The organism is Pseudomonas sp. BRG-100, from assembly GCF_000737955.1.
GTDB lineage: Bacteria > Pseudomonadota > Gammaproteobacteria > Pseudomonadales > Pseudomonadaceae > Aquipseudomonas > Aquipseudomonas synxantha_A.
Map to the genome: position 1 here is coordinate 5435211 of NZ_JPRX01000001.1, position 17134 is coordinate 5452344.

16 protein-coding genes are annotated in these 17134 nt (G+C 63.8%); all 16 read left to right on the forward strand.

Annotated elements, in window-relative coordinates:
* Positions 1-133 precede the first annotated feature (133 nt).
* Positions 134-1801, forward strand: coding sequence for a GspE/PulE family protein (locus JH25_RS03330; protein ID WP_442961460.1), 1668 nt, complete (start codon positions 134-136; stop codon positions 1799-1801).
* Complete coding sequence (gspF, locus tag JH25_RS03325) at positions 1798-2994, forward strand: type II secretion system inner membrane protein GspF (RefSeq protein WP_032880299.1); 1197 nt, start codon at positions 1798-1800, stop codon at positions 2992-2994. The genes JH25_RS03330 and gspF overlap by 4 nt, the downstream gene beginning before the upstream one ends.
* Positions 2995-3014: 20 nt before the next feature.
* On the forward strand, positions 3015-3425 hold the full coding sequence (gene gspG / locus JH25_RS03320; RefSeq protein WP_087945255.1) for a type II secretion system major pseudopilin GspG: 411 nt from the start codon (positions 3015-3017) through the stop codon (positions 3423-3425).
* 7 nt (positions 3426-3432) lie between these two features.
* Complete coding sequence (locus JH25_RS03315; RefSeq protein WP_032880301.1) at positions 3433-3858, forward strand: type II secretion system protein; 426 nt, start codon at positions 3433-3435, stop codon at positions 3856-3858.
* Positions 3855-4187 (forward strand): type II secretion system protein, encoded by a 333-nt coding sequence (locus tag JH25_RS03310; protein WP_032880303.1) that lies wholly within the window; start codon positions 3855-3857, stop codon positions 4185-4187. The genes JH25_RS03315 and JH25_RS03310 overlap by 4 nt, the downstream gene beginning before the upstream one ends.
* The gene (locus tag JH25_RS03305) at positions 4184-4792 is read left to right on the forward strand and encodes a prepilin-type N-terminal cleavage/methylation domain-containing protein (RefSeq protein ID WP_032880305.1); all 609 of its coding nucleotides are present in this window, start codon (positions 4184-4186) and stop codon (positions 4790-4792) included. Before JH25_RS03310 ends, JH25_RS03305 begins: the two co-directional genes overlap by 4 nt.
* Positions 4789-5490, forward strand: coding sequence for a hypothetical protein (locus JH25_RS03300; protein WP_032880306.1), 702 nt, complete (start codon positions 4789-4791; stop codon positions 5488-5490). The genes JH25_RS03305 and JH25_RS03300 overlap by 4 nt, the downstream gene beginning before the upstream one ends.
* Positions 5487-6479 carry a PilN domain-containing protein gene (locus tag JH25_RS03295; RefSeq protein ID WP_032880308.1) on the forward strand — a complete coding sequence of 331 codons (993 nt, stop codon included), beginning with the start codon at positions 5487-5489 and terminating at the stop codon, positions 6477-6479. Before JH25_RS03300 ends, JH25_RS03295 begins: the two co-directional genes overlap by 4 nt.
* Complete coding sequence (gene gspM, locus JH25_RS03290; RefSeq protein WP_032880310.1) at positions 6454-7056, forward strand: type II secretion system protein GspM; 603 nt, start codon at positions 6454-6456, stop codon at positions 7054-7056. The genes JH25_RS03295 and gspM overlap by 26 nt, the downstream gene beginning before the upstream one ends.
* The gene (locus JH25_RS03285; protein ID WP_032880312.1) at positions 7053-7553 is read left to right on the forward strand and encodes a general secretion pathway protein GspN; all 501 of its coding nucleotides are present in this window, start codon (positions 7053-7055) and stop codon (positions 7551-7553) included. Before gspM ends, JH25_RS03285 begins: the two co-directional genes overlap by 4 nt.
* Before the next feature lie 5 nt (positions 7554-7558).
* On the forward strand, positions 7559-9685 hold the full coding sequence (gene gspD, locus JH25_RS03280) for a type II secretion system secretin GspD (protein WP_032880315.1): 2127 nt from the start codon (positions 7559-7561) through the stop codon (positions 9683-9685).
* 758 nt (positions 9686-10443) lie between these two features.
* Entirely contained in the window at positions 10444-12837 is a 2394-nt protein-coding gene (locus tag JH25_RS03275; protein WP_032881280.1) for a TonB-dependent receptor plug domain-containing protein, read from the forward strand.
* 19 nt (positions 12838-12856) lie between these two features.
* Positions 12857-13828, forward strand: a complete 972-nt coding sequence (locus tag JH25_RS03270; RefSeq protein ID WP_032880316.1) for an amino acid ABC transporter permease — start codon at positions 12857-12859, stop codon at positions 13826-13828.
* Positions 13821-14594, forward strand: coding sequence for an amino acid ABC transporter ATP-binding protein (locus JH25_RS03265; RefSeq protein WP_032880317.1), 774 nt, complete (start codon positions 13821-13823; stop codon positions 14592-14594). Before JH25_RS03270 ends, JH25_RS03265 begins: the two co-directional genes overlap by 8 nt.
* Positions 14595-14611: 17 nt before the next feature.
* Positions 14612-15535, forward strand: a complete 924-nt coding sequence (locus JH25_RS03260; protein ID WP_032880318.1) for an ABC transporter substrate-binding protein — start codon at positions 14612-14614, stop codon at positions 15533-15535.
* A 10-nt stretch (positions 15536-15545) separates the two neighbouring features.
* On the forward strand, positions 15546-17129 hold the full coding sequence (locus JH25_RS03255; protein WP_032880319.1) for a flavin monoamine oxidase family protein: 1584 nt from the start codon (positions 15546-15548) through the stop codon (positions 17127-17129).
* The last annotated feature ends 5 nt before the right edge of the window (positions 17130-17134 follow it).

Consider the following 17134-nt stretch of genomic DNA (forward strand, 5'->3'; position numbering starts at 1 on the left):
TCGATACCCCCGGCTAACTCCTGCATCGGCTGTGGCGAACTAATGGCATTGTTCGGTAGTTCCAAATAGCCATACTTTTCGCAACGTTAGATATTCCTCAATGATGTCTTCAGCCCCCATCGATGCTTGCAAGATGCACATCCCGCACACCGACCAGGTGTGTGCGTGGCTGATGCAGCACGCCGGGCTTAAAACGCTGGATCTGGAACGCGCCCGGCGCTTATCCGATGACCCTCGCGACCTGCTGGGTTTACTCACGCGCCTGGGTCTGGTGTCCGAAATCGAACTGGCCCGCGCCTGGGCCGATCTGCTGGCTGCGCCATTGCTGGCGGCCGACGCTGCGCCGCCGTTGCTCGACCCATTACCTGCCGTGACCGAGCGTTTCCTGCGTCACTACCACCTGGTGCCCATGGGCTGGGACGAGGGCGGCCTGCGCGTGCTGGCCGCCAACCCGACGCAGCGGTACCCGTTCCAGGCCCTGGCGTATGCCTGCCAAGTTCCTGTATGGCTGGCCATCGGCGCGCATACCGACGTAGAGGGCCTGATCGAGCGTTACTACGGCCAGGGCCGTTCGGCCATGGGCACGCTGATCGAAAACCTCGATGAGCAGGGTGGTGCCCTCGAAGATATCGAGCACCTCAAGGACATGGCTTCCGAAGCGCCGGTGATTCGCCTGGTCAACCTGATCCTGCAACGCGCCGTGGAACAACGGGCGTCGGATATCCATATCGAACCCTTCGAAAACCAGCTCAAGGTGCGCTACCGCATCGATGGCGTGCTGCACGACGCCGAAGCACCGCCCGCCAGTTCGTCGGCGGCGGTGATCTCGCGAGTGAAGATCATGGCGCGCCTGGACATCGCCGAGCGGCGCCTGCCCCAGGATGGGCGCATCATGCTGCGCATCCAGGGCAAGGCGTTGGATTTGCGCGTGTCCACGGTGCCCACCAGCTTCGGCGAGTCGGTGGTGATGCGCCTGTTGGACCGGCAAACCGTGCAGTTCGACTTTCCAAGCCTGGGTTTTGATGGCCAGCGCCTGGCAGCCTTCCTTGATTTGCTTGAGCGGCCCCACGGCATCCTGCTGGTCACCGGGCCCACAGGCTCGGGTAAAACCACCACGCTGTACACCGCCTTGGCGCGGCTCAACACCGCCGAACGCAAGATCATCACCGTGGAAGACCCGGTGGAGTACCAGCTTGAAGGCATCAACCAGATCCAGGTCAAGCCCGCCATCGGCCTGGACTTTGCCGGAGCGCTGCGCGCCATCGTGCGCCAGGACCCGGACGTGATCATGATCGGTGAAATCCGCGACCTGGAAACGTGCCGCATCGCCGTCCAATCCTCACTTACCGGCCATCTGGTGCTCTCAACCCTGCACACCAACAGCGCCGCCGCCAGCATCACACGCTTGCTGGACATGGGCGTGGAAAGCTACCTGATCGCCTCCACCGTCAGCGGCATTCTCGCCCAACGCCTGGTGCGGCGCCTGGACCCGGCCACACGGGTCGCGTTCCAGGCGCCGCCGGCGTTGATCAAGGAACACGGCCTGGATCGCCTCACCGAGCAGCGCCCGATTCTGCTGTATCACGGCGACTACCACGGCCGCAGCGCCCTCACCGAATTGCTGGTGATGAACGATGAGTTGCGTGGCCTGCTGATGGCCCACGCCGACGCCGCCACCCTTGAGCAAGCCGCCCGTCGCGGCGGTTTGCGCACCTTGTATGAAGACGGCCTGCGTCAGGCGCTGGCGGGCGTCACGTCCCTGGAAGAAGTGTTGCGCGTCACCCGTGGAGAGGATGCGTGAGCCTGTTCAAGTTCCGTGCCCTGGACAGCCAGGGCGCCGCCCAGAGAGGCACGCTGCAAGCTGCCGACCAGGCCGCCGCCGTCGCCATCTTGCACAAGCGTGGCTGGTTGCTGCTGCATATCGAAACGACGGGCAGTGCCTCGTTACGTCGTGTACGCGGGCCGTTGAAGGGGGCTGCGCTGGTGAGTTTCACCCAGCAACTGGCGACGCTGCTCGGCGCCGGTCAGCCCCTTGAACGCTCGTTGAACTTGCTGCTCAAGCAACCCGGCCAACCCCAGGTGCGGGCCTTGATCGAGCGCATCCGTGACCAGGTCAAGGCCGGCAAGCCGCTGTCGGCTGCGCTTGAGGAAGAGGGCGATACGTTTTCTGCGCTGTACCTGAGCATGGTGCGCGCGGGCGAAGCCGGTGGTGCGCTGGAAGACACCCTGCGCCAGCTCAGCGACTACCTGGAGCGCAGCCAGCGACTGCGTGGCGAGGTGATCAACGCGCTGATCTACCCGGCGTTCCTGGTGGTGGGCGTACTGGGTTCCCTGGCGCTGTTGCTGGCCTATGTGGTGCCGCAATTCGTGCCGATTTTTCAGGATCTGGGCGTGCCGATTCCGTTGATCACCCAAGTGATCCTGGGGCTTGGCGAGTTTTTGTCGGCCTATGGCCTGGTGCTGTTGGCCGGGTTGGCGATCAGTGTCGGGCTCCTGGCGACGCGCCTGCGCGACCCCAGCCGCCGCGAACGCTACGACCGTCACCTGCTGGGCATCCGTGTGGTCGGCCCGCTGCTGCAACGGGTGCAAGCCGCACGCCTGACTCGCACCCTCGGCACCTTGCTCTGCAATGGCGTGGCATTGCTGCCCGCGCTGGTGATCGCCCGGCAGGTCTGCAGCAACCGTGCATTGCAGGCGCAAGTGGCGCTGGCGGCGCAACAGGTCAAAGGCGGCGGCACCCTGGCCGAGGCGTTTGGCAGTCAACCGCTGTTGCCGCAGTTGGCCCTGCAAATGATCGAGGTGGGCGAACACGCCGGTGAACTGCCCGGCATGTTGCTCAAGGTCGCCGACATCTTCGACGTCGAGGCCAAGCGTGCGATCGACCGTCTGCTCGCTGCGCTGGTGCCCTCGCTGACCGTGATCATGGCGGTGCTGGTGGCGGTAATCATGCTCGCGATCATGCTGCCGCTGATGAGCCTCACCAGCCATATATGAACCTTCATGGAGTGGAATCAATGAGAACCCGGCACCGCCAAAACGGCTTCACCCTGCTGGAAATGCTCGCGGTGATCGTGCTGCTGGGCATCGTCGCAACCATTGTCGTGCGCCAGGTCGGCGGCAATGTGGACAAGGGCAAATACGGCGCAGGCAAGGCGCAGTTGGCGAGCTTGAGCATGAAGATCGACAGCTACGCCCTGGATGTGGGGGCGCCGCCCAACACCCTGCAACAGCTGCTCGACAAGCCCGCCAATGCCTCCAGCTGGGCGGGCCCCTATGCCAAGCCTTCGGAGTTGAAGGACCCGTTCGGCCACGGGTTCGGTTATCGCTTCCCCGGGCAGCATGGCGCCTTCGACCTGATCTTCTACGGCCAGGACGGTCAACCGGGCGGCGAGGGCTACAGTGCCGATTTGGGTAACTGGGAGTAACCCGCCCATGGCCCAGCGCGGCTTTACCTTGCTGGAGATGCTGGTGGTCATTGTATTGATCGGCATCGCCGCCGGGTTGTTGGGGCTGGGTGTGCGCCAGGGGCTGCAAGTGGCTCAGGAGCGGCGGGTGGTGGGGCAGATGGTCGAGGCACTGCGCGCCACGCGGGCGGGGGCGATCGTCAGCGGCCGGGCGGCGCGCACCGAATTCGACCTGCAACGCCTGACGTTCCGGGCTCCAGGGCGTGCGCTGCACCATTGGCAGGCACCGTTGCAGGTGACGCTGCACAGTGCCGAGCAGGCGGGCGCCGCCGTGGTGTTCTACCCCGATGGCAGTTCCACCGGCGGCAACCTGCTGCTGACCAGCGGCGCCCGGCGTTGGCGTATCGACATTGGCTGGCTCACCGGCAGCGTGCAGTCCAGGGCGCTGCCATGAAGCATCAGGCCGGTTTTACCCTGCTGGAAATGCTCGCGGCCCTGACGTTGATGGCGGTGTGCAGCAGTGTGTTGCTGGTTGCCTTCGGCCAGAGTGCGCGCTCGTTGGCCCAGGTTGCCCACAGCGACCGGCTAACCCAGGCCGCGCTCACGCTGCTGGACCAGGAAGCGGCCGGCCCGCTGAGCGAGGGCACCTTGCAAGGCGAACTTGATGGTATCCATTGGCACTTGACCAGTACCCGGCAACAGCCCCATCTGTTTCGTCTCGACCTGAACCTGCGCGAAGGCGCGCATCAGGCCCGCTTCAGCACCTTGAAGGCCCGCCTGTGAGGCGCCGCGAGCAGGGCTTCACCTTACTGGAGATCCTGGTGGTGCTCAGCCTGCTTTCGATATTGTTATTGCTGGTGGGCGCTGCGTTGCTGGGCGCCAATCGGGCGGTGGCCAAGGCCCAAAGTTACACCGTGAGCCTGGATGAAATGCGCACCGCCCAACAGTTTCTACGCACCGCGATCAGCGAGGCGTTGCCCTTGAATATCATTGAAGACGACAGCCAGGCCGACGGTTTTTTTATCGGTACGGCAGAGCGCTTGCAGTTTGTGGCGACCTTGCCCGGCGTGCTCGGCGGGGGCATCCAGCGCTTTACCTTGCAACGGGTAGAACAGGATTTTCAGGTGGCGTTTTCGCAGTTGCAATCCGCTGCCAACGCCCAGCGCGCTGAACCGCAAGTGCTGCTGCATAACGTCGAGGCGCTGCAATTGAGTTATCGCGGCGTATCGCCCTTGGGCCAGCCCACCGGCTGGTTGAGCGCGTGGCCCTGGCCCCGGCGCTTGCCCGTCGCAGTACGCATCGACGCCAGCGTCAACGGGCCGGTGCCGTGGCTGACGCAAGTGATTGCCCTGCGCCTGAACCTCGGCAGCGCGAGCAGTGAACAATGAAGCGCCAACGCGGAGCGGCGTTGCTGCTGGTGCTGTGGGTGCTGGCTTTACTCAGCCTATTGCTCGGCGGTTTGGCTGCCTGGGTGCAACTGCAAAGTCGCCAGGCGCTGTGGTACCGCCAGCACACCCAGACGCTGTTGGCCGCCGAAGCCGGTATTGCCCAGGTCATGGCTGATCGGCACTGGGTGGCGGACGGGCGTGCCATCGCGCTGACCTTCGACGACGCCCGCCTACAGGTCCGCCTGCGCAGTGAGCGCGGCAAGCTGTACCTGGTCAACGCCGACCCCGATGACTTGCTGCACCTGGCCCTGGCTTGCGGCGCTACCCCGGCCCAGGCCCATCAGCTGGTCCAGGCGCTTGAGGCTCGGCGCCATCAGGGCCTGGCGCCGTTTCGGGTGCTGGAAGAAGTGCGGCAACTGCCCGGTATGACCCAGGCGCTGTACAGCCAGTTACTGCCGGAAATGACCTTGTGGAGCGACCTGGATCGACCCGATCCGGCATTTGCCAGCCCCTTGATGCGCAAGGCATTGAACCTGCCACGCCAAAACGCCGAGGGCGCCGACCCCGGCCAGGTGCTGGAAATCGACAGCCGTGCCGAGCGCCCCGGGGGCTATCAGGCACGCCTGCAACTCACCGTCTTATTGAGCCCCGCGGAGGACCGTGCACAACCCTATCGGGTGGTGCGGTGGCAAGAATGAATCGACTTGAACCTATCGCCCGCCAGTGGCGCGGCAGCCTGTTGCAACAAGGCTGGCGCCTCTGGCTCACCGAGCTGCGCGGCTGTGTGCCGAGCTGGCTGGCCCCGCAAGAGCCGCCTGAACAGATCCATCACTGGCCGCTGACGGCGCCGGTTATCCCCGGCAGCGCCTGCCAGGTGCTGATGCTCGGCCCTGACGTGGTGCTGCAGCAACGCCTGCAATTGCCCCTGGCGGCCGCGCGCAATCTCACGGCGGTGGTCGGCTATGAACTGGACCGCTACACCCCGTTCGACGCCGAGCAGTTGTACTTCGTGGCGCGTCAGGAGCAGCGCACACCCACCCACCTTGAGGTCACGCTGGTGGCGATCCTGCGCGAGCGTCTGGATCGGATTCTCAGCGACTGCGCTGCCCTCGGTCTGCATCCCCATCGCGTCGATGTGGCGGGCCTGGGCATCGACCTGCTGCCGGCACCGTTACGCTCGCGCCAACGCCGAAGGGGCAAGGATTTGCAGCGCAGCCTGCCATGGCTGTGCGGTGCCTTGCTGATCGCCGCCATGTTGCTGTGGCTCAACGACCGCCAGCGTGTACTCGACGCCATGCACGCCACCGTGCAGCAGCAAAAAGCCCAGGTCGCCCAGGTGCACGCCCTGCGCCAGCAACTGCTCAATACCCGCGGCGCGGCGCAGTACCTCACCCAGCGCAAACTGGCGCAACCGCCGCTGGCTGCACTGCTCAATGACTTGACCACTTGCCTGCCCGCCGACACTTGGCTCGACCAATTGGACGTCAAGGACGCTGAGGTGACCTTCTCCGGGCAAAGTGCCAAGGCCAGTGGCCTGATCACCCGCATCAAAGGCTGCCGGCGGTTGGACAACGCCCAGTTCGAAGGGGTGATTCAACCCGATGCGCGCACCGGTAAGGACCAGTTTGCCTTGCGCGCCCACTTACGCCCGGAGGCCGCCGATGCGCCGACCCCTCACACCCCGTGAACGTCGTGGCGGGGCCTTGTTGCTCCTGGCCGTGGTACTCGGTGCGGCCTATTGGTTGCTGATCGACAGCTGGTTCGCCGGCCCGTTGCGCACCATGGGCGAGCAAGCCCAGCAGTTGCGTGAGCAGCAGCAACGCTACGCCGCCGTGTTGCACCAGGGCGAGGCATTGCGCGAGCAGCTTGAGCTGGCGCGGCAAGACCCGGCCAGCAGCGCCAGCCTGTTGCCAGGCGATGACCCCGATGTGGTCGCCGCCGATCTGATGCAGCGTCTGGCCGACCTGATCAACAGCCACGCCAACCTGGGCGGCGGCTGCAACCTCACCCAGCGCAAACCCATCACCACTGAACAGGACAGCAGCGAGCCCTATCGGCAGGTCAAGGTCAGCCTTACGCTGAACTGCGCCATCGAACCGCTGACCGCGATCCTGCACGCGCTGGAATACCAGCCGCCGTTTCTGTTTGTCGATGAGTTGCGCATTCGCCGCAGCAAACAGGCACCGGCCACTGGCGGGGCGGGCAAGCTGGCGGTGCAACTGCTGGTGCGTGGCTACCTGCAACCGGCGCAGGTGGCGCCATGATCGGTGCACTGCGCCCCCTGGAGTGGGGCTTGCTCGGCTTGGCCGGGCTATTGGGCGTACTGATGGCGGTGATCCTCAGCAGCATCGGTGATCAACCGCGATGGTTGCCGCAGGCGCCTGCACCTGCGCAGCCCTCCGTCACTGTGCAGGCCGCACCGGCGCCGGCGTTGCAAGAGCTCGCGAGCACCTGGCAGACGCCGCTGTTCAGCCCCGATCGCCGCCCGGACAGCGTGGTCGGCAAGACCCAGGTGGCGAGCCTGGCCAACCTGACCCTCAGCGGCATCATGATCACCGGCAACCTGCAAATGGCCATGCTCAAGCAAGCCGGCGGCCCACCCCTGACGGTGCGCCTGGGCCAGACGCTGCCCAACGGCTGGCGCCTGGAACACCTGACCCCGCAATACGCCCGTTTCGCCCTCAACGGGCGTACCCAGACCCTGAGCCTTTACGGCAAGCGGTTACCCCTGATTTCCCATCCCCGCGAGCCCCTCCCTTGATCGATATGCGCACTTCGCTGTTTTGCCTGGCCACTGCCGTCTCCCTGGGCGGTTGTGGATCCTTACCCGACCGCCTTGATCCGGACGAACAGCTGCTGAACGAGGCGCTGCAAGGCACCGGTTCGCAACGCCCGCCGAATGCGGCGCCTGCGATGCAAAGCGCTCTGCCCGAGGCGAAGTCGCCGCCGCAGCGCCAGCTGATTCGTGGCAATCAGACGTTCGTGCGTAAACCCACTGCGCCGGTAAAAGCCCAGGAGGAGGGCGGCGACATCGTCTTCAACTTTCAGGGCCAGCCCATCGAAGCGGTGATCAACAGCGTAATGGGCGACTTGCTGCACGAGAACTACAGCATCGCCGAGGGCGTGAAGGGCAATGTCAGCTTCTCCACGTCAAAACCGGTGGACAAGCAGCAGGCTCTGTCGATCCTCGAAACCCTGCTGTCCTGGACCGACAACGCCATGATCAAGCAGGGCAGCCGCTACGTGATCCTGCCGGCCAGCCAGGCGGTGGCGGGCAAGCTGGTGCCGCAGATGCGCGTGACGCAGCCCTCCAGCGGGCTCTCGGCGCGACTCTTCCCGCTGCGCTATATCTCGGCCACCGAGATGCAGAAACTGCTCAAGCCGTTCGCCCGAGAGAATGCGTTTCTGCTGGTCGACCCGGCGCGCAATGTACTGAGCCTGGCCGGCACCCCGGAAGAGCTGGCCAACTACCAGGACACCATCGACACTTTCGATGTGGACTGGCTCAAGGGCATGTCCGTGGCGGTCTTCGGCCTGCAACGCGCCTCGGTGGCCGAACTGATGCCCGAGCTGCAAGCCATGTTCGGCGCCGACAGCGGCACGCCCCTGGCGGGTATGTTGCGATTTTTGCCGGTCGAGCGCACCAACTCGGTGGTGGCGATTTCGTCTCAGCCCGAGTACCTCAGCGAGGTGGGTGACTGGATTCGCACCATCGACGAGGGCGGCGGCAACGAGCCGCAGATGTATGTGTACGACGTGCGCAATATGAAGGCCGCCGACCTGGCCAAATACCTGCGGCAGATCTACGGCAATGGCGCGATCAAGGACGACGCACCGGCCAAGGTCGCGCCGGGGTTGCGTACCACCACCTTGTCCTCGTCCACCAGCGCTGGGCTGCAGGCCAATGTCCCAGCGCCTGCACCCGACGAACCCGAATCCGAACCTGCCGAAAATACCCAGGCGGCCCCCACCAGCGACCTCGAAGCCGGCACCCGCATCACCGCGCAAAAGAGCAGCAACCAGCTGCTGGTGCGCACCCGTCCGGCGCAATGGAAAGAGATCGAAGCGGCGATCAAGCGCCTGGACAACCCACCGCTGCAAGTGCAGATCGAGACCCGCATCCTGGAGGTCAAACTCACCGGTGAACTGGACCTGGGTGTGCAGTGGTATCTGGGCCGCCTGGCGGGCAATTCCACCAGCACCACGGTGGCCAACGCCTCCGGCAGCCAAGGCGCCCTGGGCGGTGGCGGGGCGGGGCTGGGGGCGGCGGATTCGTTGTTCTACTCCTTTGTCAGCTCCAACCTGCAAGTGGCTTTGCACGCGCTGGAAACCAACGGCCGCACCCAGGTGCTGTCGGCGCCGTCGCTGGTGGTGATGAACAATCAGCCGGCTCAGATTCAGGTGGGCGATAACATTCCCATCAGCCAGACCACCGTCAACACCGGTGACGCCGACACCACCTTGAGCAGTGTCGAATACGTGCAGACCGGGGTGATCCTGGATGTGGTGCCGCGCATCAATCCGGGCGGGCTGGTGTACATGGATATCCAGCAGCAGGTCAGTGATGCCCAGAACCCGGCGGGCAGCAGTGAGACGCCGGTGAACCCGCGCATTTCCACACGCTCGGTGTCGACTCAGGTGGCGGTGCAGAGTGGGCAGACGGTATTGCTTGGTGGGTTGATCAAACAGGACAACGCCGAGAGTGTCAGTGCCGTGCCTTATCTGGGGAAGATACCGGGGTTGCGGTGGTTGTTTGGCAATACTGGCAAGTCCAAGGACCGTACAGAGTTGATAGTGCTCATTACGCCAAGAGTCATTACCAGCAGCAGCCAGGCACGGCAGGTGACTGATGATTATCGCCAGCAGATGCAACTGTTGCGGCCGGCTCAATAATCCTGACTGCTCCGAGTACCAATGTGGGAGGGGGCTTGCTCCCGATGGCGGCTTGACTGCCAGCGACTACCTAAATGATGCGACGCGATCCAAATGTGGGAGCTGGCTTGCCTGCGATGACGGCCTGACAGCCGACACAGCTATACCGAGTACATATCCATTCCTGTGGTAACGGCCACTTAGGGTTCCGCCCTGACGGCGGCTAAACCGGCATCCCTGCCGGTTTACCCCCTAAATCCCTGTCGAATTCCGGCCAGCGTGGTTTAACGGGGCGCCTAGGATCAAAAGCAGATCAAGATCACGAGCGGCTCGCTTCGCATCGTGGTTACGGTTGGCGGCTGCAAAGTTGTGTAGATACCTATGCTATCGAGGGCAACCTCCCTAGCCCAGAATCTCTCTGCTGCTGATGGGTTAAACATTACCGTTATGAATAAAAATATTAAATAATAATGAAAGTAGAGAATATTAGCTTATGCCAAAACAGCATTATATTTTTGAAATTCATTCCGTTATGTTTGAGCTCAACAGCCTACCCCTGACCTCGGATGGTACCCAGCGTGATTCAGATTCTGCGCGCCTGACCGGGTGACTATCCCCCGCAGCAGAGTCGTTGGACGGGAGCTCAACGTATGTTGCCACTTCAAACCCCTCGCTTGCCCCACACCTAGCCCAAGCCGAAACGCCTTTTGAACACCGGTCACGCCGCGTCAGGCGCGTGCCTGCTCGATTTCGCGATTTGGAAAAAACCGGGAATGGATATGAAGCACGTTCTACAACCCACCGCCGCCCTGACGTTGTCCTTGCTGGCTGCAGCGACGCAAGCCCAGGACGACAGCACCCTGTCCACCGTCGTGGTCACTGGCAACCGTGGCGCCGAGCAGCGCACGGTCACCAGCAGCCCGGTGCCGATTGATGTGGTCAGCGCCAAGCAACTGCAAAGCACCGGCAAGCCCGGGTTGATGGAGGCGTTGAGCGCAGTGATCCCGTCGCTGACCTTGCCGGAAAAAACCGGCTGGGACGCCAGTGGCATTGCCCGGGCGCCGAACCTGCGGGGCCTGAGCGCCGCCGAAGTACTGGTGCTGGTCAACGGCAAGCGCCGCCACACCAGCGCCACCTTGAATATCAACGGCATCAACACTGGCGCGGCGCCGGCGGATCTGGACCTGATCCCCATCAGTGCCATCGACCATGTGGAAGTCCTGCGCGATGGCGCCGCGGCCCAATACGGTTCCGATGCCATCGCCGGGGTGATCAACGTGATCCTCAAGGCCGACACCAGCGGCACTTCGGTGACCAATGCCGGCCTTGGCTACGACGGTAAGAAACAGACGGTGCAGCAAAGCCTCAACAAGGGCTTCGAAATCGGCAACGGCGGCATCGTGCAGTTGGCTCTGGATGCGCGTAGCCAGAACGATGACAACAAGGCCAGCGCCAATGGCTACACCTACGAGCAGGCGTATGGCCTGGCAGGCAAGTCCACCTATGGCGGCTACGGCACGCCCAAGACCAACCTGCTGACCCTGGGCTACAACGCCGAGCTGCCGATCGATGACAGCCTCAGCCTGTACTCCTTCACCACCTACTCGCGACGCAAAGCAGAGCAGGGCCAGAACTTCCGCTTGCCGACCATCACCAACACCATCACTACCGGGCCCAACGGCTACCCGGCCGGGTACACCCCGACCTGGTACATCGACGAGGATGATTTCCAGGCGGCCTTCGGCGGCAAGGGCACCCTGGGTGAGTGGGACTGGGACCTGTCCACCACTTACGGGCGCAATGAAGCGGAGCAGGGCACCACCCACAACCAGAACCCGTCCCTGGGCGAGGCCACGCCGAACAGCTTTACCTCCGGCACGTGGATTTCTACCGAGTTGACCACCAACCTGGACTTCAAGCGCGGCTTTGATATCGGCCTGCAAAAACCCTTGGACCTGTCTTATGGCTTCGAGCATCGGCGCGATACCTACGAGGTACAGGCCGGTGACTACGGATCTTATGCCAACGGCGGCTACTGCGTGGCGCCGGGTAACTGTGCCTCGTCCGGAGCCCAGGTCACCAACGGTATTTCCCCGCAGGAAGAAAGCAGCGCTTCTCGCAACAGCCTGGCCAGTTATGTGGACGTGGGCTTCAACCCCTTGCCGGATTGGTATGTCGGCACTGCTTTGCGTTATGAGCATTACAACGAAGGCGTGGGTGCCACCCGCAGCGGCAAGCTGACCACCCGCTACGACTTCACGCCGCAGTTCGCGGTGCGTGCCACGGTGAGCAATGGCTTTCGGGCGCCGTCCCTGGCCAACAGTTTGTTCAGTGCGCGCTCCACCACCTATGGCGTGGTGGACGGCGTGTACCAGTCGATCAATTACGGCGTGCTGCCGGTGGGGGCGGCGGCGGCCAAGGCGCTGGGCGCCGAAGAGTTGAAGCCCGAACGCTCCACCAATTTCAGCCTCGGTTTCACCCTTACACCCACCGACCGCCTGAGCTTCACCGCCGATGCCTACGTGATCAATCTACGTGACCGCATCACCCTGACCGGCACCTTGCTGGGTCCTGAAGTCACCCAGGTACTGCAGAACAACGGCATCAACTCCACCTCCGGCGGCCAGTACTTTATCAATGGCGCCGACACCCGCACCAAGGGCCTGGACCTGGTCAGCAGCTACAACCAGGACCTGGGCGCGTTCGGCGCGCTGAAGTGGACCGCTGCGTTCAACTGGAACCAGACCAGAATCCAGAACTACAAGGCGTCCACCAGCATCCTTGGCCGGCCTTATGACCTGATGGATCGCGAGGCCCGCAACCTGATCACCGGCGTGCAGCCCAATACCAAGCTGATCCTTGGTGGCGACTGGAGCATCGAACGCTTCAATCTCAGCCTGGCCCTGACTCGCTACGGTTCCTACAAGGAGGTCAACTCATCGGCCAACCGCGACCTGGACCGGGTCTACAGCGCCAAATGGATCACCGACCTCGACCTTGGCTACAACCTCACCAAAGACCTGAACATCGCCATCGGCGCCAAGAACCTGTTCGACCAATACCCCAAGAAACAAGGGGTGCCGAGCAGCACCATGGTTGCCAGCTACGGCACTTATTCGCCCTACGGTTTTACCGGCGGGTACTACTACACCCGGCTGACTTACGCCTTCTAAGGCCTGCGAGGAATAGCACATGCCCATTGTCGCCAAACCCTACGACCTGCTTGATGAGGTCAGCGTACAACCGCTGCGTCAGCACCGCGTCTCCACGCCGATCAAGGCGCTGCAAGTGGTGCCCGCCCGGCATCCCTGGCACTGGGCCGGGTCGATCTTCGCCGCGCTGGTGCTGCTGGCCATCGTGCATTCCCTGGCCACCAACCCGCGGTGGGAGTGGGGGGTGTTCGGCCAGTGGTTCTTCTCGCCGTCAGTGCTGCGCGGCTTGGGGCAGACGCTGTTGCTGACGCTGCTGAGCACGGTGTTCAGCGTCATCCTTGGCACGGCGCTGGCGTTGGCGCGGCTGTCGGGCTCACCGTTGCTGGCCGCATTGGCCTGGGGCTATATCTGGTTTTTCCGCTCGATGCCGGCGCTGCTGGTGCTGATCATCCTCTACAACTTTGCCTACCTGTACGACCACATCGTGCTCGGTGTGCCGTTCACCGATCTGGTGTTCGCCGAGTGGTCGACGGTGGATGTGCTCAGTCAATTCACCGTGGCGGTGCTTGGCTTGAGCCTGATGCAGGCCGCCTACGCGGCAGAGATCATCCGCGGTGGCCTGATCGGTGTGGAGGCCGGCCAGCATGAAGCAGCCGCGGCCCTAGGGTTGCCGGCCTCGCGGCGCATCTTCCGCATCATCCTGCCCCAAGCGCTGCGCTCGATTTTGCCGTCTGGGTTCAACGAAATCATCGGCCTGGTCAAGGGTACTTCCATTGTCTACGTGCTGGCCCTGCCCGAGCTGTTCTACACCGTGCAAGTCATCTACAACCGCACCCAGGCGGTGATCCCGCTGCTGATCGTGGCCACTGTGTGGTACCTGATCATCACCACCGTGCTCACCAGCGCCCAGTACTACGTCGAGCGTCACTTTGCCCGCGGCACCGCGCGGGTGCTGCCGCCGACGCCGTTGCAGCGCCTGCGCCTGTGGCTCAAGGAGAAATCCCATGGCTGAAGCACGCGCCGGGCGCATCCAGATCCAGGGCGTGGGCAAGCGCTTTGGCAACCAGCAGGTGCTCGATAACATCGACCTGACCATCGACCCCGGCAAGGTCACAGTGATCCTCGGCCCGTCCGGCTCGGGCAAGTCCACCCTGCTGCGCACCATCAACCACCTGGAGAAAATCGACAGCGGGCATATCACCATCGACGGTGAATATGTCGGCTATCGACGCAAGGGCGACCTGCTATTCGAACTCAAGGAGCGCGAGATCCTCAAGCGTCGCATCGACGTCGGCTTTGTATTCCAGAACTTCAACCTGTTCCCGCACCTCACCGCCTGGGAAAACATCGCCGAAGCGCCGTTGGCCCACAAGCGCTGGAGCAAGGCCCAAGCGCACTTCAAGGCCGCCGAGTTGCTGGCCAAGGTCGGCCTGGCGGACAAGGCCGACGCCTATCCGCGCCAGCTCTCCGGTGGTCAGCAACAACGCGTCGCCATCGCCCGGGCCCTGGCGCTGGACCCCAAGGTGCTGCTGTTCGACGAGCCCACCTCGGCCCTCGACCCTGAGCTGGTAGGCGAGGTGCTGGACGTGATCAAGGGCCTGACCCGACTGGGCGTGACCCTCGTAATCGTCACCCACGAGATCGGCTTTGCCCGTGAAGTGGCCGACCACGTGGTGTTTCTCTGCGACGGTCAACTGATCGAAGAAGGCCCGCCCGAACAGATCTTCCGCCAACCCCGCCATCCCCGTACCCAGGCCTTTCTCGGCAAGGTGCTTTAGTTCAAGGAGTGACTGTCATGTTCATCCATACCACCCGCGTGGCCTTGCTGGCGCTTGCCGTCAGCACCGCGCAATACGCCTTCGCCGTGCAACAGGTTGATCTGAGCCCCGACCGCCCGCGCATCCATGTGCCGCGCAATGAAGCGGCCATCGCGCAGATCCCGCCGGGCTTCAAGTTCGCCCAGCCGGGCAAGTTCACTGTGGCGGTGTCCGGCGTAGCAGGGCCACCTCTGGCGCTGCTTGCCAGTGACGACAAGACCACCATCGGCAGCGAAGCCGACACCGCGCAATTGGTCGCCGACAGCCTCGGCCTGCAACTCAACGTGGTGCAGACCAGCTGGGAAGACTGGCCCCTGGGTGTCAGTTCGGGCAAATACGATGCGGTGATCAGCAACGTCACCGTCACCGAGGCACGCAAGAAGCGTTTTGACTTCGCCACCTACCGCCAGGACGTGCTCGGCTTTTACGTCAAGAGCACCAGCAAGATCAACGCGATCCAGCAAGCGGCGGACATTGCCGGGCTGAAGATCATCGTCGGCTCCGGCACCAACCAGGAAAAGGTCCTGCTGGCCTGGAACGAGGCCAATGAAAAAGCCGGCCTCAAGCCTGCGCTGTTGCAATACTTCGACGACCAGGCCGCCGCGCAACTGGCGGTACAGTCGGGGCGCAGCGATGCGCTGTTCGGGCCGAACTCGGTGTACGCCTATTCGGCGGCAATCACCGGCGGTATCAAGCGCGTCGGCACCGTCAACGGTGGGTGGCCGTTGCAGGCCGATATCGCCGTGACCACGCGCAAGGACAACGGCCTGGTCCAGCCTATCCACACCGCCCTAGAGGGCGCGATTGCCGGGGGCCAATACGAGCAGGTGCTGCAACGCTGGGGCCTGGATGTCGAACGCGTCGACAAGTCGCTGATCAACCCACCGGGCTTGCCGGACTAGGAGCATCGACATGGGACTGACACGACGTGAAGCGCTGTCGAGCATTGCCGCAGTGGGCGGTGAGAAGGCGGTCAAGGATGCACTGGCGGTGTTGGGTCTGGGCCCATCATCACACCGCCGTCCGCAACCGCTGAAACTCAAGGATGGCCTGGGGCAGGGCACCCGCGTGCTGGTGCTGGGCGCCGGGATTGCAGGATTGGTCACGGCCCTGGAACTGAGTCGCGCCGGCTTCAGCGTGCAGGTGCTGGAAGCCCGTGAGCGCGTAGGTGGTCGCACCTGGACCCTGCGCAACGGCGATCGCGTGGCCTACAAGGATGGTCGCTCGCAAACCGTGGGGTTTGATCCGGGCCAGTATTTCAACGCCGGCCCGGCGCGCATTCCCAGCCAGCACCGCACCATCCTCGACTATTGCAGTGAGCTGGGCGTGCCGTTGGAAGTGCTGGTCAACAGCAGCCATGGCGCTCAGGTGCGGCCGGACCTGAGCCAGCCGGCGTTCAGCGTCGGCCAGGCGCTCAACGACACCCGTGGGCACCTGTCCGGGCTGTTGGCCAAGGCGGTGCAGCGTGACGCCCTCGATGATCTACTGAGTGGCGAAGAGCGCACGCGCTTGCTGGGTTTCCTGCAGGTGTATGGCGACCTGTCCCAGGAGCTGGCCTTCGAGGGCACCCTGCGTTCGGGGCACCTTGAATCCGCCGCCCACCCTGGCGCCTTGCCCGCCCGCCACAAGCCGCTGGGGTTGGAGCGCTTGCTGCACCCGGAACTCTGGGGCGCTTTGTTGCACACCGAATTCCCGGAATTTTCAGCCACCATGTTCCAGCCGGTGGGCGGCATGGACCGCATCACCGACGCCCTCTACCGACGCGTGCATGAGCAGGTGCAACTGGGCGCCCAGGTGCGACAGATCCGTCAGTTGGAGGACGGCGTGGCGGTGACCTATCACGACCAGCACAGCGGCCGCGAACAGGTGGTGCGCGCCGATTACCTGGTCTCGACCTTGCCGCTGCCCCTTTTGGCCAGGCTGGACAGCAACTTCAGCGACCCGGTCAAGGCCGCGTTGCTCAGCACGCGCAGCGACCAGGCGACCAAGGTGGCGTGGCAATCCCCACGTTTCTGGGAAACCGATTACCGCACCTATGGCGGCCTGTCATGGGTCGAGCACCCGGCGCGCTTGCTGTGGTACCCCAGCAACGACCTCAACACCCGCGAGGGCGTGCTGGTGGCCGGTTACGTGACCGGGGAGGGCGCCGACGTGTTCGGCGCACAGCCACTCGAACAGCAGCACGCCGCCTCCCGACAAGCCGTAGAGCTGTTGCATCCAGGTTATTCCAAACATTTGCGTCATCCACTGGCGGTGTCCTGGGAACAGATCCCCTACAGCGAAGGCCCGTGGCTGCAACGCGAACACTTCCCCGCCCAGGCCCACGCCTTGCTGGAACGGCCCCATGGCCGGGTGTACTTCGCCGGCGACGGCCTGGTGCAAAGTGGCGTGGGCATCTGGCAGGAGTCGGCTGCCAACTCCGCGCGCCATGTGGTGGCGCAACTGGCCGAGCACATCACCCAACAACGACAGATCGCGGCTGTGGCCGCCTCTTGAGGAGC